Source organism: Streptomyces sp. NPDC058289 (genome assembly GCF_042880975.1).
In the GTDB taxonomy this organism is placed as follows: domain Bacteria; phylum Actinomycetota; class Actinomycetes; order Streptomycetales; family Streptomycetaceae; genus Streptomyces; species Streptomyces stoeckheimensis.
On record NZ_JBHVYI010000066.1, the window covers coordinates 17,968 to 42,100 of the forward strand.

Sequence of the window (24,133 nt, forward strand, 5' to 3'; positions counted from 1 at the left end):
CGCGCAGTGATCGATCATCCTCGCGCAACAAAGGACCATCCAGGACAGATCCGCGCAACGATCAGTCGCCAATGTGCAAGGATGGTGCATTACGGGCGGTATCACTCAGCTCGTAGGCTCACTCGCTGTACGTGGAGTGGCGTGGACCGCCTGCTCGCGGTCCCCCCATGCCCAGGCCCTCGGCCTGCTCTGCTCCGGACCGCTGCGGTCGACGCCTGAAACCCCACCCGCAGTGACAAAGGAGTCCCCTCGTGCTCGACCAAGGCCAGGCGCCCCCGCTCGCCCCAGCGGCGCCGCGCAAGCCCGCCCACCCGCTCCTGCGCCGCAAGCCGGTGGAGCAGCTGGTCGCCGAGGGCGGCCAGGGCGAAGGCGGCTCCCTGCGCCGCTCGCTCACCATGTGGCAGCTGACGATGATCAGCATCGGCGCGACGCTCGGCACCGGCATCTTCGTCGTCCTCGGCACCGCGGCCCCCAAGGCCGGCCCCGCCGTCACGATCTCCTTCATCATCGCGGGCCTGACCGCCCTGTTCTCGGCCCTCTCCTACGCGGAGCTGGCCGGATCGGTGCCGGTCTCCGGCTCCTCGTACTCGTACGCGTACGCCACCATGGGCGAGCTCGTCGCCTGGATCTGCGGCTGGTGCCTGATCCTGGAGTACGGGGTCTCCGTCGCGGCGGTCGCCGTCGGCTGGGGCGAGTACCTCAACGAACTCCTCGACGGCACCATAGGGATAACCATCCCCGAACGGTTCGCCGCACCCCTGGGCGACGGCGGCTACATCAATGTGCCGGCGCTCGTCGTCGTCCTGCTCGCCATGGTCTTCCTGATGCGCGGCGCCAAGGAGAGCGCCCGGATCAACTCGATCATGGTCGCCGTGAAGATCGTCACGCTGCTGCTCTTCATCGGCATCGGCTTCATGGGCTTCAAGTCCGGCAACTACTCGAACTTCAACCCGCTCGGCAACATGGGCGTCGTCGCCGGGGCCGCCACCCTGTTCTTCTCCTACATCGGCTTCGACGCCGCCTCCACCGCGGGTGAGGAAGCCAAGAACCCCAAGCGCGACCTGCCCCGCGCGATCATGCTCTCGCTGCTGATCGTCACCGTCCTCTACGTCCTCGTCGCCTTCGTCGCCGTCGGCGCCATGCCCTGGCAGGACTTCGAGGGCACCGAGGCCGCGCTCGCCCAGATCATGACCGACGTCACCGGCCACAGCGTCTGGGGTGTCGTCCTCGCCGCGGGCGCCGTCGTCGCCATCGCCTCGGTCGTCTTCGCCGTGCTCTACGGCCAGACCCGCATCCTCTTCGCGATGTCCCGCGACGGACTCGTGCCCAAGGTCTTCGCCAGGGTCAACCCCCGCACCGGCGCCCCCCGCGCCAACGTGGTGATCGTCTCCCTCTTCTGCGGACTCCTCGCCGCCACCGTTCCCCTCGGCAAGCTGGCCGACGCCACCAGCATCGGCACGCTCTTCGCCTTCGGCCTGGTCAACATCGCCGTCATCATCCTGCGCTTCACCCGCCCGGACATGCCGCGCACCTTCAAGGTGGCGCTGTTCCCGCTGACGCCGATCCTCGGGTTCATCGCTTGCGGCGGCATGATGACCCAGCTCGACGTCGCCACCTGGAAGGTCTTCGGTGGCTGGATGGCAGCCGGGCTCGTGATCTACTTCCTGTACGGCATCCGCCGCTCCCGTCTGGCCACAGCAGAACCGGCCGCAGCAGAGAAGTGATCTACGCGCAGTGCGACTGAACGATCTCGACGAACGCATCGTGCACGCCCTCGCCAAGGACGCCCGCCGCTCCTTCGCGGACATCGGCTCCGAGGTCGGACTCTCGGCCCCCGCCGTCAAACGGCGTGTGGACCGGCTGCGCGCCGAAGGAGCCATCACCGGCTTCACCGTCCGCGTGGACCCCGCCTCGATGGGCTGGGAGACCGAGGGCTTCATCGAGATGTACTGCCGCCACAACACCTCGCCGGACGACATCCGGCGGGGGCTGGAGCGCTACCCCGAGGTGGTGTCCGCGTCGACCGTCACCGGCGACGCGGACGCCCTCGTCCAGATCTTCGCCTCCGACATGCGGCACTTCGAGCGGGTCCTGGAGCGGATCGCGGGCGAGCCCTTCGTGGAGCGCACCAAGTCGGTCCTCGTCCTCTCCCCGCTCCTGCGCCGCTTCACCTCGGGCGCGCCGGCGTAGCACCCCTGATGCCACGCCGGTGCGCCGTACGGCCTCAGGTGTGCTGCGGGACCTCGTCCTTCATCAGGCCGCGCAGCTGCTCGCGGAACTCCGGGGTGTCCGTGTGGCTGTGCACGTCGACGGCGTGCTGCACGGAGGCCCGGAGCAGTTCCTCCTCCTCACCCGCGATGGTGAGGGTGCAGTTCATTTCGCTGGGGTACTCCCTGCAGTCCAGAACCTTGCGCATGATGTACCTCCCGGGGTGGACGGGCGCCGGCGGACCCACCTCCCACGATCCTCCCCCCGGGCCCCCGGCGAAAGCCGGGGCGTCACCCCCGCCGGGCCCACTCCCCGGCCAGCAGCCGGTACGAGCGCACGCGGTCGGCGTGCGCGTGCGTGATCGTGGTGATCAGCAGCTCGTCCGCGCCGGTCGCGTCCCGCAGCCGCTCCAGCTGGTCGGCGACGGTGGCCGGCGAACCGGCGAACTGCGTCTCCACCCGGTCCGCGACCAGCTCGTGGTCCGCCGCCGACCAGCCCCGGGTCAGCTCCCGGGCCTCCTCGGGCGAGGGGAAGGGGATCGCGCCCTCGCCGGACCGGATGCCGTGCACCCACGGCGCGTACCCGGCGGCCAGCTCCCGGGCCTCGGCGTCGTCCGGGGCCACCACGACATCGGCGGACACCGTCAGGTGTGGCCGGTCCAGCCCGCCCGACCCGGCCGAGGGCTTGAAGGCCGCCCGGTAGGCCTCGGCCGCTTCCAGCACGCTCGCCGGGCTGACGTGGTAGTTCGCCGCGAAACGGAGCCCGTTCGCACCGGCCGTCTCCGCGCTCACCCCCGCGCTGCTCCCCAGCACCCACACCTGCACCTCGGCGCCCTCCCCGGGCACGGCATGCGCTTCCACCCCGTCCGCCGAGCGGTACTCCCCGCGCAACAGGTCCAGTACGTCGTCCACTTGCTCGGAGTACTCCTGCGCCGTGGCCCCCGGCAGCTGCAGCAGCCGCTGCTGGAGCGCGATCCGCGGATGATCGCGCAGGTGGGCGAAGGAGAAGGGCTTCGGTATGCGCAGGCCGTTCGCCGTGGTGTACGCCACCGGCGGCTCGGCCCCGGCTCGGCGCGCCGGCGGGCCGCCCGCCGACCGCCCCAGCCCCAGGTCGATACGCCCCGGGTGCACCGCGTCCAGCAGGCCGAACTCCTCGACCGTCGACAAGGCCGTGCGGTGCCCGAGCTGGACCGCCCCCGAGCCGATCCGGATCGTGGAGGTGGCCGAGGCGGTCAGCGCCAGCACGACGGCCGGCGAGGTCCCCGCGACCCCCGGATTCAGGTGGTGCTCGGCGAACCAGTAGCGGGCGTAGCCGAACCGCTCGGCCTGCCGGGCCAGGTCGACGCTGCCGCGCAGGGCCTCGGCCGCCGTGGAGCCGGACGGGATCGGGACGAGGTCGAGGACCCCGAGCGGGATACCGGGCATGGTGTTCCCCCTTCTGTGGGACGGGCTTCGGACGGCTTTCGGACGGGGTCCTGCGGTGGTCGGCCGGGGTCCTGCGGCGGTCAGCCGCGCGCGGGGGCGAGCGCGCGGGGCGCGGCCAGCCCGAGGTGGTCGCGCAGCGTCGGGCCGTCGTACTCCCGGCGGAACACTCCGCGCTCCTGGAGCAGCGGGACGACGGTGTCCGCGAAGGCGTCGAGCCCGCCCGGAGTCAGGTGCGGGACCAGGATGAAGCCGTCGGCCGCGTCCGCCTGGACCAGGGCGTCGATGGCCTGGGCGACGGTGAGCGGCGAGCCCACGAAGGACTGCCGTGCGGTCGTCTCGATCACCAGTTCCCGGATCGACAGGCCCCGGGCGGCCGCCCGCTCCCGCCACTCCCGCGCGAGGGCCACCGGGTCGCCGTTCATGCGCACGCTCGCCCGTCCCAGCGCGATGGTGTTCTCCCCGGGCTCGGGGTCCACGTCCGGCAGCGGACCGTCCGGGTCGTAGCCCGACAGGTCCCGGTTCCACACGTGCTCCAGGTGCTTGATCGCGGTCGCCCCGCTCACCTGTAGGCGCCGCACCTCGTGGGCCAGCTCCCGCGCCTCGGCGTCCGTGTCGCCGAGCACGAAGGTCGCCGCCGGGAGGATCTTCAGCTCGTCGGGGGTGCGCCCGTACCGTGCCAGCCGCCCCTTGACGTCCGCGTAGAAGGCGCGGCCCTCGTCCAGCGTGCCGTACCGGCCGAAGATGGCGTCCGCGGAGGCCGCGGCGAACTCCCGCCCCTCGTCCGAATCGCCCGCCTGGAAGATCACCGGCCGGCCCTGCGGGCTGCGCGGCACGTTGAAGTGCCCGGAGATGTCGAACTGCTTCCCCCGGTGGGCGAAGGCGCCGGGCCCCGCGTCCCGCAGGAACTCCCCGGAGACCGGGTCGGCGAGGATCTCGCCGCCGTCCCACGCGTCGAAGAGCTCGTGGGCGGTGTCCAGGAACTCCCGTGCCCGCTCGTAGCGTTGCTCGCGCGGCAGGAAGCCGCCGCGCCGGAAGTTCTCCCCGGTGAAGGCGTCCCAGGAGGTGACCACGTTCCAGGCGGCGCGGCCCCCCGACAGATGGTCGAGGGAGGCGAACTGGCGGGCCACCTCGTACGGTTCGTTGAAGGTGGAGTTGATGGTGCCGGTCAGCCCGAGCTGTTCGGTGACGGCGGCGAGCGCCGCCAGCACGGTGAAGGTGTCCGGGCGGCCCACCACGTCCAGATCGTAGATCTCGCCGCCCTGTTCGCGCAGGCGCAGGCCCTCGGCGAGGAAGAGGAAATCGAACTTCGCGCGCTCGGCGGTCCGCGCGAAATGGACGAAGGAATCGAAGTCGATCTGGCTCCCGGCGGCCGGGTCGCTCCACACGGTGGTGCTGTTGACCCCGGGGAAGTGCGCCGCGAGATGGATCTGCTTGAGCGGCTTGCTCATGGTTGCCGTCGGTCCTTCCAGGGGAATCAGGCTGCGGGGGAAGCAGTGGCGGCGGGAGCCGTCGGGTCGGCGGCGTACCGGTTCGCCGGGCGCGCCAGCCCCAGCAGGCCGCGGAGCGAGGAGGCCTCGTAGGACCGCCGGAACACCCCGCGCCGCTGGAGCTCCGGGACCAGGCCGCGGGTGATCGCCGGCAGGTCGTGGGCGAGCACCCCCGGCCGCAGCCGGAAGCCGGTCAGCCCGGCCCCCTGACCCTCCAGCAGCAGGTCGGCGAGGTGCGCCGGAGTCCCCGCGAAGACGGGGGCATCACTCGTGTACGCGGCCCCGTGCGCGGCGTCCAGCCGCTGGAGCCGTCGCTCCGCCGCGGCCGGCTGCTCGTCGAGGAAGACCGTCAGCTCACCGAACAGGTGCGGGGTCCCGGGGAGCGCGGCGACGGCGGTGCGGATCTCGCCGGGATCGTGGGCGGGCACGTAGCCGATGTCGGCCGACCGGGCGAGGAAGGGGTACACGGCTGCGTCCGAGGCCAGCGCGCTGACCGGGGGCAGGCCCTGGGGCGGCCGCGGGGTGATGGAGGGACCCTTCACGCTGAAGCGGGGGCCCTCGAAGTCGATGTAGTGCAGCTTGGCCCGGTCGACGAACCGTCCGGTGGCCACGTCGCGGATCTCGGCGTCGTCCTCCCAGCTGTCCCACAGCCGCCGCACCACCTCGACGTGGTCGGCGGCCTCCCCGTACAGCTCGGCCGGGTCCAGGGGCGTCGTACGACGCCCGAAGTGGCGTACCTCGTCGGGTCGTTCGGAGATCTGGATGCGCAGCCCGGCGCGCCCGCGGCTCACGTAGTCCAAGGTGGCGAGCGCCTTGGAGACGTGGAAGGGCTCGGTGTGGGTGGCCACCACGCTCGGCACCAGCCCGATGTGCCGGCTCAGCGGCGCCACCCGGGCGGCCACCAGCACCGCGTCGAGCCGGCCCCGCACCAGATCGGTGCGGCCGTCGGGCCCGGCCGGATCGGTGGACTGCAGGCTCAGCGAGTCCTCGAAGGTGACGAAGTCCAGCAGCCCGGCCTCGGCCTCGGCGACGAGCGCGGCCCAGTAGCCGGCGGTGAACAGCCGGTCGGCGTCCGCACCCGGTTCGCGCCAGGCGGCGGGATGCCAGCCCGCACCGTCGAGGGCCACGGCGAGGTGGAGCGCGGGGGAGGGCGAAGGGGAGCGGGAAGGGTGCACGGGCATGGCGGAACTGCCTCCTGATCGGGCGGCGCGGCGAAGGACGGAGCGGATCGCGAAACGCTGATCAGGAACGACAGAGGGAGCCGGCGACGCGCAGGAGGTCGATGTGCGCGCGGGAGTGCAGACGGACGGCACGGCGCGGGGTGAGGGCGTCACCGGCGGTTCGTACGGTCATGCCGGGCCACCCCCTTCGCTCATCGGTCCCCGGTCGTGCTTCCGACGCTAGATCAGGGGGGACCGGGCCACAACGGATGGAATGTCAATCCGTGTTAATCCTTCGTGTCGGGCGTGCGAAGCCCGATGAAGACCGGCTCGCGGCGCAGGGCGAACCCCATCGAGAGGTACAGCCCCACGGCCGCGGTGTTCTCCGCCGCGGCGTGCAGGAACGCGGAGTCCCCGCGCTCCTCCACGGCGGCCACGACCGCGCGGATCAGCCGCCCGGCGAGCCCCTCGCCACGGTGACCGGGGTGCGTGCACACGGCGCTGATCTCCGACCAGCCCGGCGGCCGCATCCGCTCGCCCGCCATCGCGACGAGCCGGCCGCCGCGGCGGATCCCGAGGTACGTGCCCAGCTCGACGGTGCGCTCCCCGAACGGGCCGGGCCGGGTCAGCTCGACCAGCTCCAGCATCTCGGGAACGTCGGCCGGCCCCAGCAGGACCGCCTCCGGCTCCTCCTTGCCCCGTACCGCCCGGCCGTCCAGCTGTACGCCCGGTATCGACATCAGCGTCTCCCAGCCCGCGGGCGGGGTCGGCAGCCCGGTCACCCAGACCTCCCGACCGGGGCCGGCGAGCTCGGCCAGGTCCGCCCAGGCCCGCGGATCCTCCGGGTCGCAGAGCGCGGCGAAGGGCGACACCCCGGCCGCGTAACGGGCGGCGAGCCCGGCGGGGCCGGTCTCGGCGAAGCCCCGGTGCGGGCCGTCGAGCGCGGCCCAGACGGGATTGTCGAGGACCGCACCGGGCCGGGACTCACGGGACATTTTCGGGAGCTTCCTTCCATCGGGCGCAGGGACTCGTACGGGCACGCGTACGGGCGCTTGTACGGACTCTTGCGGGCGGTCTTGACGGCCCCTGGCGGTGCCATGAGACTGCGAACGCCAGCCTAATGGGGGTGGCGGACAGGAAGGGGGCCCGGTGGACCAGCTCACCCCACCCTCCTCCACCAGCACACCCCCCTCCACCACCCCGCTGCGCCGCTCCTGGCTCACCCGCCGGCTGCACATAGATCTCCTCCGCGTCTGCAGTGCCACGGCCCCGGCCTCCTGAGGCCCCGCCGAGCACGCGCGTACGCACACGGACCGAGGAGACGCATGTCCCAGACCCATGTCCAGACCCATGTCCAGACCCATGTCCAGGCGCCCGCCCAGAGCCATGTCCCGGCGCCCGCCCGGAGCCGCGTCCAGGCCGCCGTCCTCCGGGGCCGCATCGGCACCGGGTTCTCGCCCGAGCCGCACCGGTACCGGCTCTACGTCGCCGCAGACGACTGTCCGAGCTGCCTCGGCGTCACCGCCGCCTTCGCCGACCTCGGCCTCCGGGACACCGTGGCCCTGACCGTCCTGCGGCCCGGCTCCGACCCCGCGGGGCACGAGGCGCTCCGCCGCGCCTACGAGGCCGCCGGGCACGACCACGACGGCACGCTCACGGTCCCCGCCCTCTGCGACGGCTGGAGCGGCCGGGTGGTCTCCAACCACGCGCCCGACATCCTGGAAGACCTGCGCAGGCTGAGCGTGCACCCGGCCTTCCGCCCGGGCCCGTAGAACACCCCCGAAAAGGCCTTTCGGACCGTTCGTAGAGCCTTCGCGCAACGAATCGCCGGTTGTTCCCGTCAATGCGCAACGAATCGATGCGCGGAGCGCAACGGTCACGGCTTGTCCCGGTCGAACGCGCGAACGTACCGTCTAAGGACCCCCACCCCTCCTGCCACAGAGGTACGCCCATGCCCCCGCTGCGCACCGCCCTCCTCCAGAGTTCCGGACGGCTCGGCGACACCGCCGACAACCTGAAGGCGCTCGAAGAGGCCGCGGCACGCGCCGCACAGGCGGGGGCCGGGCTCCTCGTGACCTCGGAGATGTTCCTGACCGGCTACGCGCTGGAGCTCGAGGACATCGCCCGGCTCGCCGAACCGGCCGACGGCATGTCCGCCCGCGCCATCGGCGAGATCGCCCGCCGCCACGGGGTGGCCGTGCTCTACGGCTACCCCGAGCGGGACGGCGACGCCGTCTACAACGCGGCGCAGCTCCTCGGCCCCGACGGAGAACGGCTCGCGAACTACCGCAAGACCCACCTCTTCGGCTGCTTCGAGCAGGCGGCCTTCACCCCCGGCGACACCCCGGTGGTCCAGGCGGACCTCGGCGGCCTCCGCGTCGGCGTGATGATCTGCTACGACGTGGAGTTCCCCGAGAACGTCCGGGCGCACGCGCTCGCCGGCACCGACCTCCTCCTGGTGCCGACCGCGCAGATGCACCCGTTCCAGTTCGTCGCCGAACAGCTGGTACCCGTACGGGCCTTCGAGAACCAGATGTACATCGCGTACGTCAACCGCACCGGTCCGGAAGGCGAGTTCGAGTTCGTCGGCCTCAGCTGCCTGGCCAGCCCCGACGGGGTCACCCGGACCCGGGCCGGCCGCGGCGAGGAGCTGGTGTTCGGCGAGGCCGACCCCGAGCTGCTGCGCGTCTCGCGCGAGACCAACCCGTACCTGCGCGACCGCCGCCCCGGTCTGTACGCCTCGCTCGTCTGACCGCGGCCCCGCGCCCGCCGGCGCCCTCCCCCCCGCTTGCCCTTCCCCCCTGCCCCACCCCGCTAGGAGTCGTACCCCATGACGTCCACGGTGCCCACCACCGCCGTCCCGCACAGCGACGGCCAGATGCCGATCACGATGTTCGGACCGGACTTCCCCTACGCGTACGACGACTTCCTCGCCCACCCGGCGGGCCTCGGGCAGATACCGGCGACCGAGCACGGCACGGAGGTCGCCGTCATCGGCGGCGGGCTGTCCGGCATCATCTCCGCGTACGAGCTGATGAAGATGGGCCTCAAGCCCGTCGTCTACGAGGCCGACCAGATCGGCGGCCGGCTGCGCACCGTGGGCTTCGAGGGCGCGGGCACCGAGGAGCTGACCGCGGAGATGGGCGCCATGCGCTTCCCGCCGTCCTCCACGGCCCTCCAGCACTACATCGACCTCGTCGGCCTGGTCACCGAGCCCTTCCCGAACCCGCTCGCCGAGGCCACCCCCTCGACGGTGGTCGATCTCAAGGGCGAGACCCACTACGCCGAGACCATCGCCGACCTCCCGCAGGTCTACCGCGACGTGTCCGCCGCGTGGAACGCCTGCCTGGACGAGGGCGCCGACTTCTCCGACATGAACACCGCGATGCGCGAGCGGGACGTCCCGCGCATCCGCGAGATCTGGGCGAAGCTCGTCGAGAAGCTCGACGACGAGACCTTCTACGGGTTCCTCTGCAAGTCCGAGGCCTTCAAGTCCTTCCGCAAGCGCGAGATCTTCGGCCAGGTCGGCTTCGGCACCGGTGGCTGGGACACCGACTTCCCGAACTCGATCCTCGAGATCCTGCGCGTCGTCTACACCGAGGCCGACGACCACCACCGCGGCATCGTGGGCGGCTCGCAGCAGCTCCCGCTGCGCATGTGGGACCGCGAGCCGGAGAAGATCGTGCACTGGGCCCAGGGCACCTCCCTCTCCTCCCTGCACGGCGGCGCCCCGCGCCCGGCGGTCACCCGCCTGCACCGCACGGCGGGCAACCGCATCACGGTCACGGACGCCACCGGCGACATCCGCACCTACCGCGCCGCGATCTTCACGGCCCAGTCCTGGATGCTGCTCTCGAAGATCGCGTGCGACGACACGCTCTTCCCGATCGACCACTGGACGGCGATCGAGCGCACCCACTACATGGAGAGCTCCAAGCTCTTCATCCCGGTCGACCGTCCCTTCTGGCTCGACAAGGACGAGGAAACGGGCCGCGACGTCATGTCGATGACCCTGACCGACCGCATGACCCGCGGCACGTACCTGCTGGACAACGGCCCCGACAAGCCGGCCGTCATCTGCCTCTCCTACACCTGGTGCGACGACAGCCTCAAGTGGCTGCCGTTGTCCGCGAACGAGCGGATGGAGGTCATGCTGAAGTCCCTCGGCGAGATCTACCCGAAGGTCGACATCCGCCGCCACGTCATCGGCAACCCGGTGACCGTGTCCTGGGAGAACGAGCCCTACTTCATGGGCGCGTTCAAGGCCAACCTGCCGGGCCACTACCGCTACCAGCGCCGCCTGTTCACCCACTTCATGCAGGACCGCCTCCCCGAGGACAAGCGCGGCATCTTCCTCGCGGGCGACGACATCTCCTGGACGGCGGGCTGGGCCGAGGGCGCGGTCCAGACGGCCCTCAACGCCGTCTGGGGCGTCATGCACCACCTCGGCGGCTCCACGGACTCCACCAACCCCGGCCCGGGCGACGTCTACGACGAGATAGCCCCGGTCGAACTCCCGGAGGACTGACCCCTCCCGGCCCCTCCGGCCCCGTGACCACGGGCCGCCCCCGCGCGCGCGAGCGCGGAGGCGGCCCGTACTCATGCCCGGAGCGGCCGCTCCCACTCCGCGTCGCCCCGCCAGACGGCCCGCCAGCGCGCCTCGCACGCGAGCCGGCGGTGGACGTCGTCGACCGCCTCCGGGGTCGGTGGGAGCTGCTCCACCCCGCAGTGCGCGCACAGTACGTGCACGCGGTGGCCGTCGCTCCAGCTCAGGCGGGAGTGGTCGGCCTCGCACACCGCGCACCCCCCACCCGGGTACTCCCGCGCCCGCAGGATCCGGGGCATCACCTCGGCCAGCGGGCCCAGCGGATGGAACTCCGGGTTCGGGCACGACACCCGGGGCCGCGGTTCGGGCGGCTCCGCCAGACGCACTCCGGCCCGCTTCTGGAGCCGCCGGGCCTCCTGCCAGGCCAGGATGCCCGGTACCCACACCTCCCGGGCGGCCCGGAGCTCCTCCACCGCCCGCACCAGCGAGTCGGGGTCCCGGGCCGGGTCGCGGGGGATGCCCGCACTGCCCCGCAGGTGGTGGAAGGTCGCGCGGAGCCCGTACGGGGCGAACTGGGTCAGGCAGGTGCGCAGGGCCGACATCCGCCGGTAGGCCGGCAGCGTGGCGTCGTGCACGCGGAGCCGGTGCGTGGCGAAGCTGGTCATGGGCCGAGCCTAGGCCTGCGTGCTCAAGGCACGCACCGGGGTTTCAGCCCGTAGGCGTCAGCAGGCAGCGGCCGACCAGGCCGACGCCTGCGTCGAGGGACTCGGTGAACTCCTCCGCCAGGTCGGGGGAGCGGCGCAGCGACCAGAGCAGGCGGGCCGAGGCCCAGGCCCCAGCGCGGGCCCGGTCCAGGCTCCAGGCGCCGAGCAGATGGGTCAGCGGGTCCGCGATCTCCAGCAGGTCCGGGCCCGGCATCAGGTCCTCCCGGATGTGTTCCTCCAGGGAGACCAGGGTGTCGCCGACCCGGTCGAAGTCCGCTTCGAGCGCGGCCGGTTCGCATTCGAGCGAGCGGCAGGTGGCGACCACCGCCAGCGCCAGGTCGTGGCCGATGTGCGCATTGATCCCGGCCAGCGCGTGCTGGAGCGGCCGGATCCCGGGGTGGCGGCGGTACTGGAGCAGCGGCCGCCAGCACGCCGGGGCGCGGTCGGCCTCCACCGCCGTCAGGTAGCGCTCGGCGAAGCGGACGCTGAGCGCTTCCGCCCGGCGGGGCGAGGGGAACGCGCCGTGCGCGATCCCCTCGTGCAGGGTCTGCGTCACCGTGAGGTACACCCGGTTGAAGACGGCGACGCCGTCCCGCTCGGGGAGCCGCTCGTCGAGGGCGCGCATCCGCGCCAGCACCGCTTCCATGGGGACCATGGGACGCAGCGTCGCAGCCGCGGGCCGGGATCAGGGGAACTTGGCCGTACGCTTCGCCGGTTCGGGCGAAACTCCGTCAACCCCGCTTGTCCCCGGGCTCCCCGGCGGCCGTCTCGTCGTACGCAGAGGTACCCGAGTCCAGCAGCGGTTCCTGCTGCTTCAGGTGCGCCGGAGCGAAGTACCGCAGGGCGTGGTAGCCCGTGATCACGACGATCGTGCCGAGCGCGATCCCGCCCAGCTCGAAGCTGTCGCTGATGTTCAGCTTGACCCCGCCGACGCCGATGATGATGCCCGCCGCGGCCGGCACCAGGTTGAGCGGATTGCGCAGGTCCACCCGGCCGTTGATCCAGATCTGCGCGCCGAGCAGGCCGATCATGCCGTACAGGATCACGGTGATCCCGCCCAGCACCCCGCCGGGGATCGCGGCGACGACCGCGCCGAACTTCGGGCACAGGCCGAAGAGCAGGGCGAAGCCGGCCGCCGCCCAGTAGGCCGCCGTGGAGTAGACGCGGGTGGCGGCCATGACGCCGATGTTCTCGGAGTACGTGGTGTTCGGCGGGCCGCCCACCGCCGTGGACAGCATCGACGCGGCGCCGTCGGCCGCGATGGCCGTGCCGAGCTGGTCGTCGAGCGGGTCGCCGGTCATCTCACCGACGGCCTTGATGTGTCCGGCGTTCTCCGCGATCAGCGCGATGACCACCGGCAGCGCGATCAGGATCGCCGACCATTCGAACTGCGGCGCGTGGAAGGTCGGCAGCCCGACCCAGTCGGCCTTGGCGACCCCCGACAGGTCGAGCCGCCAGTGGTCCACGGCCTCGGGGCCGCCCACCGTCGAGTGGATCTTGCCGAAGACCAGATCGAAGACCCAGGAGATGCCGTACCCGAAGATCAGGCCGAGGAAGATCGCGATCCGCGACCAGAATCCCCGTAGGCAGACCACGGCGAGCCCGGTGAACAGCATCGTCAGCAGGGCCGTCCACTGGTCCTGCGGCCAGTACGTGGACGCCGTCACGGGCGCCAGGTTGAAGCCGATCAGCATGACGACCGCGCCCGTCACCACCGGCGGCATCGCCGCGTGGATGATCCGGGCCCCGAACCGCTGGACCGCCAGCCCCGCCAGGAACAGCGCCGCACCGACCACGAAGACCGCGCCCGTGACGACCGCGCTGTCCCCGCCGCTCGCCCGGATCGCCGCCGCGACCCCCACGAAGGAGAGCGAGCAGCCCAGGTACGAGGGGACCCGGCCGCGGGTCGCCAGAAGGAAGATGACGGTGGCGACACCCGACATCATGATGGCGAGGTTCGGGTCCAGCCCCATCAGGACCGGGGCCACGAAGCTCGCCCCGAACATCGCCACGACGTGCTGGGCACCCAGCCCGGCGGTCCGCGGCCACGACAGCCGCTCGTCCGGCCGCACCACCGCGCCGGGGGCGGGGGTCCGCCCGTCTCCGTGCAGGGTCCAGCGCACGCCGAGGCCCATGTTCCACCGCTTTTCGTTCGTTCTTCGTTCTTCGTCGTGCATCAGGAGCGTGGCCACGCTACGAGGCCGTAGGTGACCAGGCGACATATTACGGCTGGATAGGTGCAGGTTCGTCCCGGTTGACGGTCGAGGCCCCCGCCGCCACCGGCCGCTGCCGCAGTACGGTCGCCCCCACGATCAGCGCGAACGACAGCAGCGTGACCAGCCCGAACGACACCACCAGCGAGGTCGCGTCGGCCACCGCGCCGATCGCCGAGGGGGCGATCAGCCCCGAGGTGTACGTGATCGTCGCGACACCGGCGATGGCCTGCGCCGGAGCCGGCCCGCTGCGCGCCGCCGCCGCGAAGGCCAGCGGAACCACCACCGCGATGCCGAGCCCGATCAGCCCGAACCCGGCCAGGGCCGCGGCCGGATGGTGGACCGTGACCACGAGCAGCCCGCCCGCGGTGGCCAGCGCACCGCCCACGCGGACCGTGCGTACGGCCCCGAACCGGTCCACGACCTTGTCCCCGACGAGCCGGGCGAGCGCCATCGTCAGCGCGAAGGCCGTGGTCGAGGCGGCGGCGAGACCGGCGTCCGTGTGCAGCACGTCCCGCAGGTACACCGCGGACCAGTCCAGGCTCGCGCCCTCCGCGAAGACCGCGCAGAAGCCGATCGCGCCGATGAACAGCGCGGACTTCGGGGGCAGCGCGAAGTGCGGCGGAGCCTCCTCCCCGCCGGTGTCGGTCCGCAGGTCCAGGACGCCCCGTACGGCGATCAGCCCGGCCAGCGTCAGGACGAGCGCGGCGACCAGGTGGTGCAGACGGGCATCGGCGCCGGCGTGCGCGGCGACCGTACCGGCGGCCGAGCCGATCAGGGCGCCCACGCTCCACATGCCGTGCAGGGAGGACATGATCGAGCGCCCCAGCCGGTTCTCGGTCTCCACGCCCAGCGCGTTCATCGCCACGTCGGACATGCCGGCGGTGGCCCCGTAGGCGAAGAGCACGAAGCAGAGCGTCCACAGGTTCGGGGCGAGGCTCGGGAGGACGAGGGCGAGCGTCCACAGGCTCAGCAGCATCCGCAGGGCGGTTCGGGCGCCGAACCGGTGGTTGATGCGGCCGGCCAGCGGCATGGTGAGCGCCGCGCCGAGCGCGGGGAAGGCGAGGGCCAGGCCCAGGGTGCCCGCGCTGAGCTGCGCGTGGTCCTGGATCCAGGGGATGCGGGTCGCGAAGGAGCCGGTGACCGCGCCGTGTGCGCAGAAGACGCCGGCGATGGCGAAGCGGGCATGGCGCAGTCGCGCCGGGCTGAGTGCGGGTTCCCCGGTCATGGCTCGTAAACTATCAGGGACCCTGCCTGATGGTTAACCCCCGGAACTCCTAGGATGGGCGTCGTGACTCCTGCCAAGGCCCTGACCGCCACCACCCGCGCCACCACCCGCGCCGCGTCCCCCGCTCCGTCCCCCGCCTCGCCGAGCACGGCCCGGGCCATCAACGACCGGCTCGCCCTCCAACTCCTCCAGGAGGAGGGACCCCTGACGGCGCCCCAGCTCAAGGAGCTGACCGGCCTGTCCCGGCCCTCCGTCGCCGACTTGGTGGAGCGCCTCACCGGAGCCGGACTGATCGAGGTCGTCGGGGAATCCGGCGAACAGCGGCGCGGACCCAACGCCAAGCTCTACGGGATCGTCGCGCGGCGGGCGTACCTCGCCGCGCTCGACGTACGGACGGACAGCGCCACGGCGGTCGTCGCCGACCTCCTCGGCCGGCCGCTGGCCCAGGCGGCCCTGCCGGTGGACGCCGTGGAGGAAGCGGTGGACCGGTTGGAGGAGCTCGTCCGGGAAGCGGGCGCCGACCGGCTCCACACGGTGGTGATCGGCGCGCCGGGGCTGGTGGCCCCGGGCACCGGAGAGCTCCGCGACACCGCCGGCCTGCCCGCCTGGCACCGGGACCTGGTGGCGGCGGTGCAGCGGCGGCTGCCCGCGGTGGTCGTGGTGGAGAACGAGACCAACCTGGCCGCCCTGGCCGAACAGCGGGTCGGAGCGGCCCGGGACCTGGACTCCTTCGTGCTGCTCTGGCTCGGCGAAGGGGTCGGCGCCGCCGTGGTCCTGGACGGGCGGCTGCGCCGGGGCGCCTCCGGCGGAGCGGGGGAGATCGGCTTCCTGCCGGTGCCCGGGACGGGCGGCCTCCCGTCGGCCACGAACTGCGACGGCGGCTTCCATGAGCTGGCCGGGCGGTCCGGGGTGGCCGCGCTCGCCGCGGCCCACGGCTACGAGGGGCCGGTCGAGGAGGCCGTCGCGGGCGCTGCCGGACCGGATTTCCTCGACGCCCTTGCCGACCGGCTGGCCCTCGGGGCGGCGGCCGTCGCGGCGATCCTGGACCCCGGCTGCGTCGTGCTCGGCGGGGAGCTCGGCCGCGTGGGCGGACCCGACCTGGCGGCCAGGGTCGCCCGCCGCCTCACCGCCCTGAGCCCGGTCCCGACCGAGGTCCGGGCCGGCGCCCTCGGTGACACGGCGGTGCTCACGGGGGCACGGCTCGCCGCCCGCGAATCGGCACAGTCCGTCCTCTTCGCGGCCTGAGGCCGGAGCCCGCGCGGCCCGATCTGCCCGCCCCGCCCGCCCCGCCCGCCCTGACCGCCCCGCCGCGACGGCCGACTGCCCTCAGCCGGCTCTGCGGGCGGCCAGGAACTGCGCGAAGGTCTTCTTGCCCACCGCGTGCGCGGGCGCCAGGTTGCCGCCGCGGACGAACCCGGCGTACGCCTTGCCGGCCAGCGGGAGCGGCACCACGCGCCGGTGGATGCCCCGCGCGGCCAGGTACGCACGGCCGAGGTCCGTCAGCGTGTGGGTCTCGGGGCCGCCCATGTCCGGGACCCGGCCCGCCGGGTCCGGTACCGCCAGCTCCGCGAGCCGGTCCGCGACCTCCTCGGCGGCGATCGGCTGCACCCGGACCCCCTTGGGCAGCAGGACCACCGGCAGCTTCGCCGCCGTTCCGGACACCCGGGCCACCAGGTCGTGGAACTGCGTCGTCCGCAGAATCGTCACGCCGAGCCCGGAGGCCTCCAGCAGCCGTTCCACCGCCAGCTTGCTCCGGTAGTAGCCGAGGGGGACCACGTCCACCCCCACGATCGAGATGTAGACGATGTTCCGGACCGTCCCGGCCCGCCGGGCCGCCTCGATCAGGTGTCCGGCGGCCACCTCGTCACCGCCGCGCGTCGCCGTCGCGCAGTGCACGACCACCTCGGCGCCCGCCATCGCCGCGTCGAGTCCGGTGCCGTTCAGCAGGTCCACGGGATGTACGGGTGCGTGCCGGCTCAGCACGCGGACGTCGTCGTGGCCCGCCTCCCGCAGCCGGGCGACGACCCGCGCCCCCAGGTTCCCCGTGCCTCCCGTGACCAGGATGCCGCCCATGGTGTCCGCTCCCTTCTCAGGCCGGCGCGCTCCCGTGTGAGCCCGCCACCTGGGACCGTACAGCCCACGGGAGCAAGGAAGTTGGCGGGGCTCGACAAGATCGCCGGACCGTCCGGGGGAACGTGAGGACCCGGTGGCCGCCGGGCCACCGGGTCCTCACGTTCCTTCACCTACGAGGTCACCGCGCGGGGTGTCAGCAGGCGCCCTGGTCCTTCCAGACGCCCCACTCGCCCGTGGTGCCGGGCGTTTCGTTCTGCGTCCACCACTGGGCCTTCCAGTTGCGGCCCTGGTGCGAGACGACGTTTCCGCTGTTGTAGACCGTGCCCGCCACGTACGCGGGGTTGGTGCACGTGCCGCCCGGAGGGGTCGTGGGAGGCGTGGTCGGCGGCGTGGTCGGGGGAGTCGTCGGCGGGGTGGTGGGCGGCGTGGTCGGCGGGGTCGTGGGCGGCGTGGTGCTGCCCGGCTGGACCACCGTGGTGCCGCGCGCCAGGTCACCGGCGAGCGCGTACGTCGTGCCGGAGATGTTCACCGTCCAGTTGGAGGGCGTCGAGACCGGCAGGTAGTAGTTGAAGGCCAGGTCGACCGAGGCGCCGGGGGCGAGCGTCTGCCACGCCGGGAGCTTCAGCGAGACCCGGTGGAAGTCGCCCTTCAGACCGCCGACGTTGCTGCCGGTGTGGTCGCTCTTGATCACCTTGGTGCCGAAGCCCGACTGGTCGGAGGCGTTGGCCGGCGAGGAGGTCGAGTAGTCGAACTGGAACTCCGTGCCGCCCGGCAGGGTCGCCGTGGTGTTGTTGGTGATCTTGAGCTTCGGGGTGATCGGGTAGTTGGAGTCGCCGAGCTTGAACTCGTTGAACTCCGTCTTGATGTCCACGGCCTGCGTCGGCAGCGCGGTGTTGGACTTCTTGGCGCCGTACGGGGAGGCCGCCTTGAACTTGTCGTACATCACGGAGGTCAGCGTGTCGCCGATCTCGTACTGGCCCTTGGCGGCGTTCCAGCCGTAGTCGCCGGCCATCTCCCAGACCATGGTGCCGCCGATGCCGCGGTTGACCACGTAGTCGGCCTTGGCCGCCACCGACTGCTCGTCCTCCGTGGAGAGGAAGACCTTCTTCTGCGCGTTCCACAGCCACGGGGCGACCAGGTTCGCGTCGTACTTGCGGACGTAGGTGCCGGTCAGCGTGGTGTTCGCCGGGAAGCCGTACTTGGTGACGTAGTCGCCGACGATCCCCTTCTCGAGGTTCTTGGCGTGCCACATCGGGTTGGAACCGGCCGGGGACTCGACCCCGTTGGTGTCCTTGTCGTGCCACAGGTTGTCGATGCCGACCGCGCCGTCACCGCACTTGGTCAGACCCGCGCCGGCCGGGCAGGTCGTCGCCGAGGCCTTGCCCCACAGGCCGTCGGTGCCGCCCTGGACGTTCTTGAACCCGCGGGTGTAATAGGGCAGGCCGATGTTGATGCGGCCGGCCGGCATGGAGCCGCGGAAGTAGTGGTAGGCCCAGTCGGTGTTGAGGTAACCGACGTTGCCGTACTGCGAGCTGCCGTAGACGTTGGCGGCCGCCAGTTCGGCGTCCTTGCCGTCGTCGAAGAGCGAGGCGTTGGGGCCGACGTACTCGTTCCAGGCGCCGTGCAGGTCGTAGGACATGATGTTGACGTAGTCCAGATACTTCTGCATCTGGAAGGTCTCCATGCCGCGCAGCAGGTAGCCGGAGGAGGGGGCGGCGACGGTCAGCAGGTAGTGCTTGCCGTCGGCGGCGCCGGCCCGGTCGAGCTTCTCGCGCAGGGACTTCATCAGGACGTCGTAGCCCTTGACCAGCCCGGCCCGGCGGGCGTTGGACAGCTGCCAGTCCAGCGGGTTGCCCGCGTCCTTCATCGTGGTCGGGTACTCGTAGTCGATGTCGACGCCGTTGAACCCGTACTTGCGGATGAACTCGACCGAGGAGTCCGCGAAGGTGTCGATGCCGGCCTGGTTGACCGAGCCGTCGGCGTTGGTGGCCATCGAATAGAAGCCGCCCGACGCGACGCGGTTGCCGTCGTCGCCGAAGTAGCCGCCGGTCTCGGCCCAGCCGCCGACCGAGATCAGCGTCTTGACGTTCGGGTACTGCTTCTTGAATTTGTTCAGCAGATTGAAATTGCCCTTGTAAGGGAGGGCGGGGTCCATCTCGGCACCCGCGACACCCGGCCAGGTCATCCCGGTGGCGGAGTTGTTCGCATTGTCCGAGCCGACCGAGATCTTGTTGTTGCCGTCGACGTGGGCGAAGGCGTAGTTCAGGTGGGTGACCTTGGACCACGGGATGTTGTTGGGCAGGTAGGCAGGGGTGCCGTCCTTGCCCGTGCGCCAGCCCGTGAAGTAGCCGATGACGCGGCGCTGGTGGTCGGCGCCCATCTTCTCGCGGCCCTCGGTGTCGTAGACCGAGCAGTACGGGACGTCCACGCCCGCGGTCTTGTACAGACCGTCGGGGCGACAGGACTCGTTGTCGGCGGCGTGCGAGACGCCCGCCGAGAGCCCCGCGACCAGCAGCCCGGCGATTGCGGCGCCGGACGTCAGGAGCATGGCCCTCGTCTTGGTGGGGGACAGCATTGTGCCTCCTGGGGAGGGGAGGATGGCAGGACACAACAGGCTGAAACGTGGTGCGTGTTGGCCCGTGACGTGCGCACATCTGACGGGCTGTCTCCCGGGGAAGATGAAGGGAACGTTAAGAGGACTAGACCAACCCGTCAATAGGTCTGGACCAAAGTGCGCGATCCGGCAAGGCTCGGCGCGCGTTCCGTCAGGGCTTTCGGTGGGGGCTCCGATGAGAGTCCGGCTGGGCTCCGGCGCGACTCCGGCGTGACTCCGCTGGGGCTCCGGTGGGGCTCCGGTGGGGATTCGGCGGGAGGTGGTCCCGTGCGGGACCCGCCTCGGGCCCTCCGTGCGTACATAGGGGAGCGAATCGGCCGAACGGCGCAATCGGCGCGCTCGAGGACCACCCCGCGTGTGACCCAGGCCACATTGACTCACCTGTATGGCCGCCGATCACCCGTGGCACACTGGCTTCAGTACCAGTAGCAGCGCACTCCGGGGTCGGTGTAATTCCGAACCGGCGGTTATAGTCCGCGACCCGTCCGCAGCCAGCGGCCGGTTGACCAGGTGAAATTCCTGGACCGACGGTTAAAGTCCGGATGGGAGGCAGTGCGCGGCGGGCCAGTCACCGGTACGCCGCCGTCGGCGGTCCACCGGCACATCCCTCGGGACGTGCTGTCGAACGGACCGTTTTTCCGGCCTCGGCGTCCCCGCGTGTGCTACCCGCTTCATCTGTCGTATCCCGACAGGCCCCGGAGTCCGTGCCCGATGAGGCAGGAGGACCCGGTGGCGACACACGCCGCGCACGCAGCACCCGACGCGGGCACCCGCGCCATGCGCCGAGCCATCGAGCTCGCCGCGCGCGGACTCGGCTCCACCAGTCCCAACCCGGTCGTCGGCTGCGTCATCACCGACGCCTCGGGCGCCGTCGTGGGCGAAGGCTGGCACGAGCGGGCCGGCGGCCCGCACGCAGAGATCCACGCCCTGAACGCGGCAGGCGCGGCAGCCCGCGGCGGCACCGCCTACGTCACCCTCGAACCCTGCAACCACACGGGCCGTACGGGACCCTGCGCGCAGGCCCTCATCGCCGCCGGGATCACCCGCGTGGTCTACGCGGTCTCCGACCCGAACCCGCAGGCCAGCGGCGGCGGCGCCACCCTGCGCGCCGCCGGGGTCGACACCGCGGCCGGACTGCTCGCCGAGGAGGCCGAGGCTGGCAACGCCGCCTGGCTGACCTCCGTGCGCCTGGGCCGCCCGTACATCCTGTGGAAGTACGCCGCGACCCTCGACGGCCGCATCGCGGCCGCCGACGGCACCAGCCGCTGGATCAGCTCCCCCGAGTCCCGCGCCGACGTCCACCGGCTGCGCGCCGAGTCCGACGCCGTCGTCGTCGGCTCCGGCACCCTGCGCGCCGATGACCCGCACCTCGCGGTACGGGGGATCGACGGCTTCACCGCCGCCGACCAGCCCCTGCGCGTGGTCCTGGACACCCACGCCACCATCCGGCCCACCGCCCGGGTCCTGGACGAGGCCGCGCCCACCCTGATCGTTGTCGCCGAGAACCTCGAAGACACTGCCACCCGCCACCTCGCCGGAGTGGAGCTGGCCCGGCTCCCGTACGACAAGTACGGGATCTCCGTGGACGCCCTGCTGCGCGAGCTGTACGGGCGCGGCATCCGCTCCGTCCTCCTCGAAGGCGGCCCCACCCTGGCCGGCGCCTTCGTCGCCGCCGGGGCCGTCGACAAGGTCGTCGGCTACCTCGCCCCCGTCCTCCTCGGCGCGGGCCCGCTCGCCCTCGCCGACGCCGGCATCGGCACCCTCGCCGACGCGCTCCGGCTCCGGATCACCGAAACCGTCCGCATCGGCACGGACATCCGCGTCACCGCCGTCCCCGCGTCGGCCCCCACCGCCCCCACAGCCCTCAAGGAGCACTGAGTGTTCACCGGAATCGTCGAAGAACTGGGCGAGGTCGTCGCCGTCGAGGAGCTCGCCGAAGCCTCCCGCTTCCGCCTGCGCGGCCCGGTCGTCACCGACGACGCCAAGCACGGCGACTCCATCGCCGTGAACGGCGTCTGCCTGACGGTCGTGGAGACCGGTGACGGCGAGTTCACCGCCGACGTCATGCAGGAGACCCTGAACCGCTCCAGCCTCGGCGCCCTCACCCGGGGCTCCCGGGTCAACCTGGAGCGCCCGATGGCGCTCGGCGGACGGCTCGGCGGCCACCTGGTCCAGGGGCACGTGGACGGAACCGGCGAGATCCTCGACCGGACCCCCTCCGAGCACTGGGAGATCGTCAAGGTCGCCCTCCCGCAGAACCTCTCCCGCTACGTGGTCGAGAAGGGCTCCATCACGGTCGACGGAGTCAGCCTCACCGTGGTCGAGGCCGCAGCGGACTGGTTCACCATCAGCCTCATCCCCACCACCCTCGCGCTGACCACCCTGGGCATCAAGAAGGCCGGCGACCCGGTCAACCTCGAGGTCGACGTCCTGGCCAAGTACGTCGAGCGCCTGCTGGCCGCCGGTGTCGACCCGCTCCACACCACGGGGGAGTCCAAGTGAGCGCCCTGACCTGGCTCAACACCGAGGCCTTCGAGGTCTTCGACCAGAAGGTCATCTGGTCCGACATGATCGGCAACCTGATCGGCCTGGGCGCCCTCGCGCTCGGCTGGCGGCGCTCCATATGGACCTGGCCCGCCCAGCTCCTCTCCGGCCTGATCCTCGTCGGCGCCTACGCCTCCGCCCATCTCGCAGGCGGGGTCGGCAAGCAGCTCCTCGTCATCGGCGTGGCCGTGTGGGGCTGGCGCGCCTGGCAGCGCGGCAAGCAGGACGCCCAGGACGGCTCCATCGCCGTCCGCACCGCTTCCTGGAAGGAGCGCGGGCTCCTGCTGGCCGGCGCGGCCGCCGGGACCCTGGCCGTCGGCGGACTGTTCACCCTCTACCCGAGCCTGTCGTGGAGCCCGTGGGCCGACGCCTACATCTTCGTCGGCACCATCGTCGCGATGGTCGCCCAGGCCCGCGGCCTGGTCGAGTTCTGGTTCGCCTGGCTCCTCGTCGACCTGGTCGGCGTACCCCTCGCCTTCAACAGCGGACTGGCCTTCTCCGGCCTCGTCTACGTCGTGTACTTCGCCCTCGTCGTCTGGGGCGCGTACGACTGGTACCAGCGCTCGCGCACCACCACCGCCCCGGCTCTGGAAGGAGCAACGGCATGACCTCCCCGAACCCCGTCCTGAAGCCCGTGCCCGACGTCGAGCGCGAAGAGGTCTTCCGCCTCGACCCCGTCGAGCAGGCCATCCGCGACATCGCGGCCGGCCGTCCCGTGGTCGTCGTCGACGACGAGGACCGCGAGAACGAGGGCGACCTCGTCATCGCGGCCGAGAAGGCCACCCCCGAGATCATCGCGTTCATGATGAGCGAGTGCCGCGGCCTGATCTGCGCCCCGCTCGAGGGCGACGAGCTGGAGCGGCTCGAACTCCCGCAGATGGTCCAGCACAACACCGAGTCGATGCAGACCGCCTTCACCGTGTCGGTCGACGCGAGCGGCGCCCACGGCGTCACCACCGGCATCTCGGCCGCCGACCGCGCCACCACCCTGCGGCTGCTGGCCGACGGTGTCTCGGGCCCCGAAGACTTCGTCCGCCCCGGGCACGTCTTCCCGCTGCGCGCCAAGCCCGGTGGCGTCCTGGTCCGCAACGGCCACACCGAGGCCGCGGTCGACCTCGCCCGCCTCGCGGGCCTGCGTCCGGCCGGCGCCATCGTGGAGATCGCCGGCGAGGACGGGGTGATGCTGCGACTGCCCGAGCTGATCCCCTTCGCCCGCAAGCACGGCCTGACGATCATCTCCATCGAGGACCTGATCGCCTACCGCCGCTCCGCCGAGCCGACCGTGCGCCGCGAGGCCCAGGTCAGCCTGCCGACCGCCTTCGGTCACTTCACCGCGTACGGGTTCCGCTCCACCGTCGACGGGGTCGAGCACGTCGCCCTCGTCCACGGCGAGATCGGCGACGGCGAGGACGTCCTGGTCCGCATGCACTCCGAGTGCCTGACCGGGGACATCTTCCAGTCCCAGCGCTGCGACTGCGGCCCCCAGCTGCACTCCGCCATGGAGCGGGTCCAGGCGGCCGGCCGCGGTGTGATCGTCTACCTGCGCGGTCACGAGGGCCGCGGCATCGGCCTGCTGTCCAAGCTGCGCGCGTACGAGCTCCAGGAGCGCGGCCGCGACACCCTCGACGCCAACCTCGAACTGGGCCTGCCGGCCGACGCCCGCGACTACGGGGCCGGCGCCCAGATGCTCGCCGACCTCGGTGTCCACAGCGTCCGGCTGCTGACCAACAACCCCGAGAAGGCGGAAGCCCTCATCAGCCACGGCATCAAGGTTTCCGACCGGGAGCCGATGCCCATGGAGGCGGGCGAGCACAACCTGCGCTACCTGCGCACCAAGCGGGACCGGATGGGCCACGACCTGCCCTGGCTCGAAGGGGCAGTGACCACGTCCGCCTGCGGCAACCAGTAACCGGTACCACCATCCCCGAGCAC

General features: G+C 72.0%; 23 protein-coding genes and 1 riboswitch. Of the genes, 11 read left to right on the forward strand and 12 right to left on the reverse strand.

The annotated features are described in order from the left end of the window. Positions 1-251 precede the first annotated feature (251 nt). Positions 252-1,724: an amino acid permease gene (locus ACFVX6_RS28535; protein WP_389696189.1), complete on the forward strand. Its 1,473-nt coding sequence runs from the start codon at positions 252-254 to the stop codon at positions 1,722-1,724. Positions 1,725-1,734: 10 nt separating this feature from the next. After that, complete coding sequence (locus ACFVX6_RS28540) at positions 1,735-2,190, forward strand: Lrp/AsnC family transcriptional regulator (RefSeq protein WP_243334460.1); 456 nt, start codon at positions 1,735-1,737, stop codon at positions 2,188-2,190. Between the two features lie 34 nt (positions 2,191-2,224). On the opposite strand, the gene ACFVX6_RS28545 is transcribed toward ACFVX6_RS28540, so the two are convergent. From ACFVX6_RS28545 to ACFVX6_RS28570, 6 genes are all read right to left on the reverse strand, one after another. Beyond that, positions 2,225-2,416, reverse strand: coding sequence for a DUF1059 domain-containing protein (locus ACFVX6_RS28545; protein ID WP_389696192.1), 192 nt, complete (start codon positions 2,414-2,416; stop codon positions 2,225-2,227). 82 nt (positions 2,417-2,498) lie between these two features. Then, positions 2,499-3,632, reverse strand: coding sequence for an LLM class flavin-dependent oxidoreductase (locus ACFVX6_RS28550; RefSeq protein WP_389696193.1), 1,134 nt, complete (start codon positions 3,630-3,632; stop codon positions 2,499-2,501). 80 nt (positions 3,633-3,712) lie between these two features. Continuing rightward, on the reverse strand, positions 3,713-5,080 hold the full coding sequence (locus ACFVX6_RS28555) for an NtaA/DmoA family FMN-dependent monooxygenase (protein WP_389696195.1): 1,368 nt from the start codon (positions 5,078-5,080) through the stop codon (positions 3,713-3,715). A 26-nt stretch (positions 5,081-5,106) separates the two neighbouring features. Then, positions 5,107-6,300, reverse strand: coding sequence for an LLM class flavin-dependent oxidoreductase (locus tag ACFVX6_RS28560; RefSeq protein ID WP_389696197.1), 1,194 nt, complete (start codon positions 6,298-6,300; stop codon positions 5,107-5,109). Positions 6,301-6,361: 61 nt separating this feature from the next. Further along, complete coding sequence (locus ACFVX6_RS28565) at positions 6,362-6,472, reverse strand: putative leader peptide (protein ID WP_338056813.1); 111 nt, start codon at positions 6,470-6,472, stop codon at positions 6,362-6,364. Positions 6,473-6,566: 94 nt separating this feature from the next. Next, the gene (locus ACFVX6_RS28570; RefSeq protein ID WP_389696199.1) at positions 6,567-7,274 is read right to left on the reverse strand and encodes a GNAT family N-acetyltransferase; all 708 of its coding nucleotides are present in this window, start codon (positions 7,272-7,274) and stop codon (positions 6,567-6,569) included. Between the two features lie 154 nt (positions 7,275-7,428). On the opposite strand from ACFVX6_RS28570, the gene ACFVX6_RS28575 reads away from it, so the two are divergent. From ACFVX6_RS28575 to ACFVX6_RS28590, 4 genes are all read left to right on the forward strand, one after another. Then, positions 7,429-7,560, forward strand: a complete 132-nt coding sequence (locus ACFVX6_RS28575; RefSeq protein WP_389696201.1) for a hypothetical protein — start codon at positions 7,429-7,431, stop codon at positions 7,558-7,560. Positions 7,561-7,604: 44 nt separating this feature from the next. Further along, entirely contained in the window at positions 7,605-8,051 is a 447-nt protein-coding gene (locus ACFVX6_RS28580) for a hypothetical protein (RefSeq protein WP_389696203.1), read from the forward strand. A gap of 179 nt (positions 8,052-8,230) precedes the next feature. After that, the gene (locus ACFVX6_RS28585; protein WP_389696205.1) at positions 8,231-9,031 is read left to right on the forward strand and encodes a carbon-nitrogen hydrolase family protein; all 801 of its coding nucleotides are present in this window, start codon (positions 8,231-8,233) and stop codon (positions 9,029-9,031) included. A 78-nt stretch (positions 9,032-9,109) separates the two neighbouring features. Next, positions 9,110-10,807: a flavin monoamine oxidase family protein gene (locus ACFVX6_RS28590; RefSeq protein ID WP_389696207.1), complete on the forward strand. Its 1,698-nt coding sequence runs from the start codon at positions 9,110-9,112 to the stop codon at positions 10,805-10,807. Between the two features lie 71 nt (positions 10,808-10,878). Here ACFVX6_RS28590 and ACFVX6_RS28595 read toward each other — a convergent pair whose 3' ends face one another. The 4 genes from ACFVX6_RS28595 to ACFVX6_RS28610 all read right to left on the reverse strand — a co-directional run bounded on the left by ACFVX6_RS28595 (position 10,879) and on the right by ACFVX6_RS28610 (position 14,970). After that, positions 10,879-11,490, reverse strand: a complete 612-nt coding sequence (locus tag ACFVX6_RS28595) for a hypothetical protein (RefSeq protein ID WP_389696209.1) — start codon at positions 11,488-11,490, stop codon at positions 10,879-10,881. Positions 11,491-11,533: 43 nt separating this feature from the next. Further along, a complete protein-coding gene (locus tag ACFVX6_RS28600; RefSeq protein WP_389696244.1) occupies positions 11,534-12,175 on the reverse strand; it encodes a DUF5995 family protein in 642 nt (213 codons plus the stop codon). Between the two features lie 85 nt (positions 12,176-12,260). Next, positions 12,261-13,664: a uracil-xanthine permease family protein gene (locus ACFVX6_RS28605; protein ID WP_389696246.1), complete on the reverse strand. Its 1,404-nt coding sequence runs from the start codon at positions 13,662-13,664 to the stop codon at positions 12,261-12,263. An 88-nt stretch (positions 13,665-13,752) separates the two neighbouring features. Next, on the reverse strand, positions 13,753-14,970 hold the full coding sequence (locus ACFVX6_RS28610; protein ID WP_389696211.1) for an MFS transporter: 1,218 nt from the start codon (positions 14,968-14,970) through the stop codon (positions 13,753-13,755). A gap of 54 nt (positions 14,971-15,024) precedes the next feature. On the opposite strand from ACFVX6_RS28610, the gene ACFVX6_RS28615 reads away from it, so the two are divergent. After that, complete coding sequence (locus ACFVX6_RS28615; RefSeq protein WP_389696213.1) at positions 15,025-16,215, forward strand: ROK family transcriptional regulator; 1,191 nt, start codon at positions 15,025-15,027, stop codon at positions 16,213-16,215. Positions 16,216-16,296: 81 nt separating this feature from the next. Here the strand turns inward: ACFVX6_RS28615 and ACFVX6_RS28620 are convergent, their stop codons facing one another. Then, positions 16,297-17,043 carry an SDR family oxidoreductase gene (locus tag ACFVX6_RS28620; protein WP_389696215.1) on the reverse strand — a complete coding sequence of 249 codons (747 nt, stop codon included), beginning with the start codon at positions 17,041-17,043 and terminating at the stop codon, positions 16,297-16,299. 193 nt (positions 17,044-17,236) lie between these two features. Then, positions 17,237-19,618: a chitinase C-terminal domain-containing protein gene (locus ACFVX6_RS28625; protein WP_389696217.1), complete on the reverse strand. Its 2,382-nt coding sequence runs from the start codon at positions 19,616-19,618 to the stop codon at positions 17,237-17,239. Between the two features lie 468 nt (positions 19,619-20,086). Continuing rightward, positions 20,087-20,217, forward strand: a riboswitch (FMN riboswitch). A 151-nt stretch (positions 20,218-20,368) separates the two neighbouring features. Here ACFVX6_RS28625 and ribD point away from each other — a divergent pair. Genes ribD through ACFVX6_RS28645 form a run of 4 tightly spaced genes read left to right on the forward strand, consistent with a single transcriptional unit; the run spans position 20,369 to position 24,110 of the window. Beyond that, positions 20,369-21,535 (forward strand): bifunctional diaminohydroxyphosphoribosylaminopyrimidine deaminase/5-amino-6-(5-phosphoribosylamino)uracil reductase RibD, encoded by a 1,167-nt coding sequence (gene ribD, locus ACFVX6_RS28630; RefSeq protein WP_389696219.1) that lies wholly within the window; start codon positions 20,369-20,371, stop codon positions 21,533-21,535. Beyond that, the gene (locus ACFVX6_RS28635) at positions 21,536-22,159 is read left to right on the forward strand and encodes a riboflavin synthase (RefSeq protein WP_389696221.1); all 624 of its coding nucleotides are present in this window, start codon (positions 21,536-21,538) and stop codon (positions 22,157-22,159) included. It begins immediately after the preceding gene. Then, entirely contained in the window at positions 22,156-22,809 is a 654-nt protein-coding gene (locus ACFVX6_RS28640) for a nicotinamide mononucleotide transporter family protein (RefSeq protein WP_274547857.1), read from the forward strand. Before ACFVX6_RS28635 ends, ACFVX6_RS28640 begins: the two co-directional genes overlap by 4 nt. Beyond that, complete coding sequence (locus ACFVX6_RS28645) at positions 22,806-24,110, forward strand: bifunctional 3,4-dihydroxy-2-butanone-4-phosphate synthase/GTP cyclohydrolase II (protein ID WP_389696223.1); 1,305 nt, start codon at positions 22,806-22,808, stop codon at positions 24,108-24,110. The genes ACFVX6_RS28640 and ACFVX6_RS28645 overlap by 4 nt, the downstream gene beginning before the upstream one ends. Positions 24,111-24,133 lie beyond the last annotated feature (23 nt).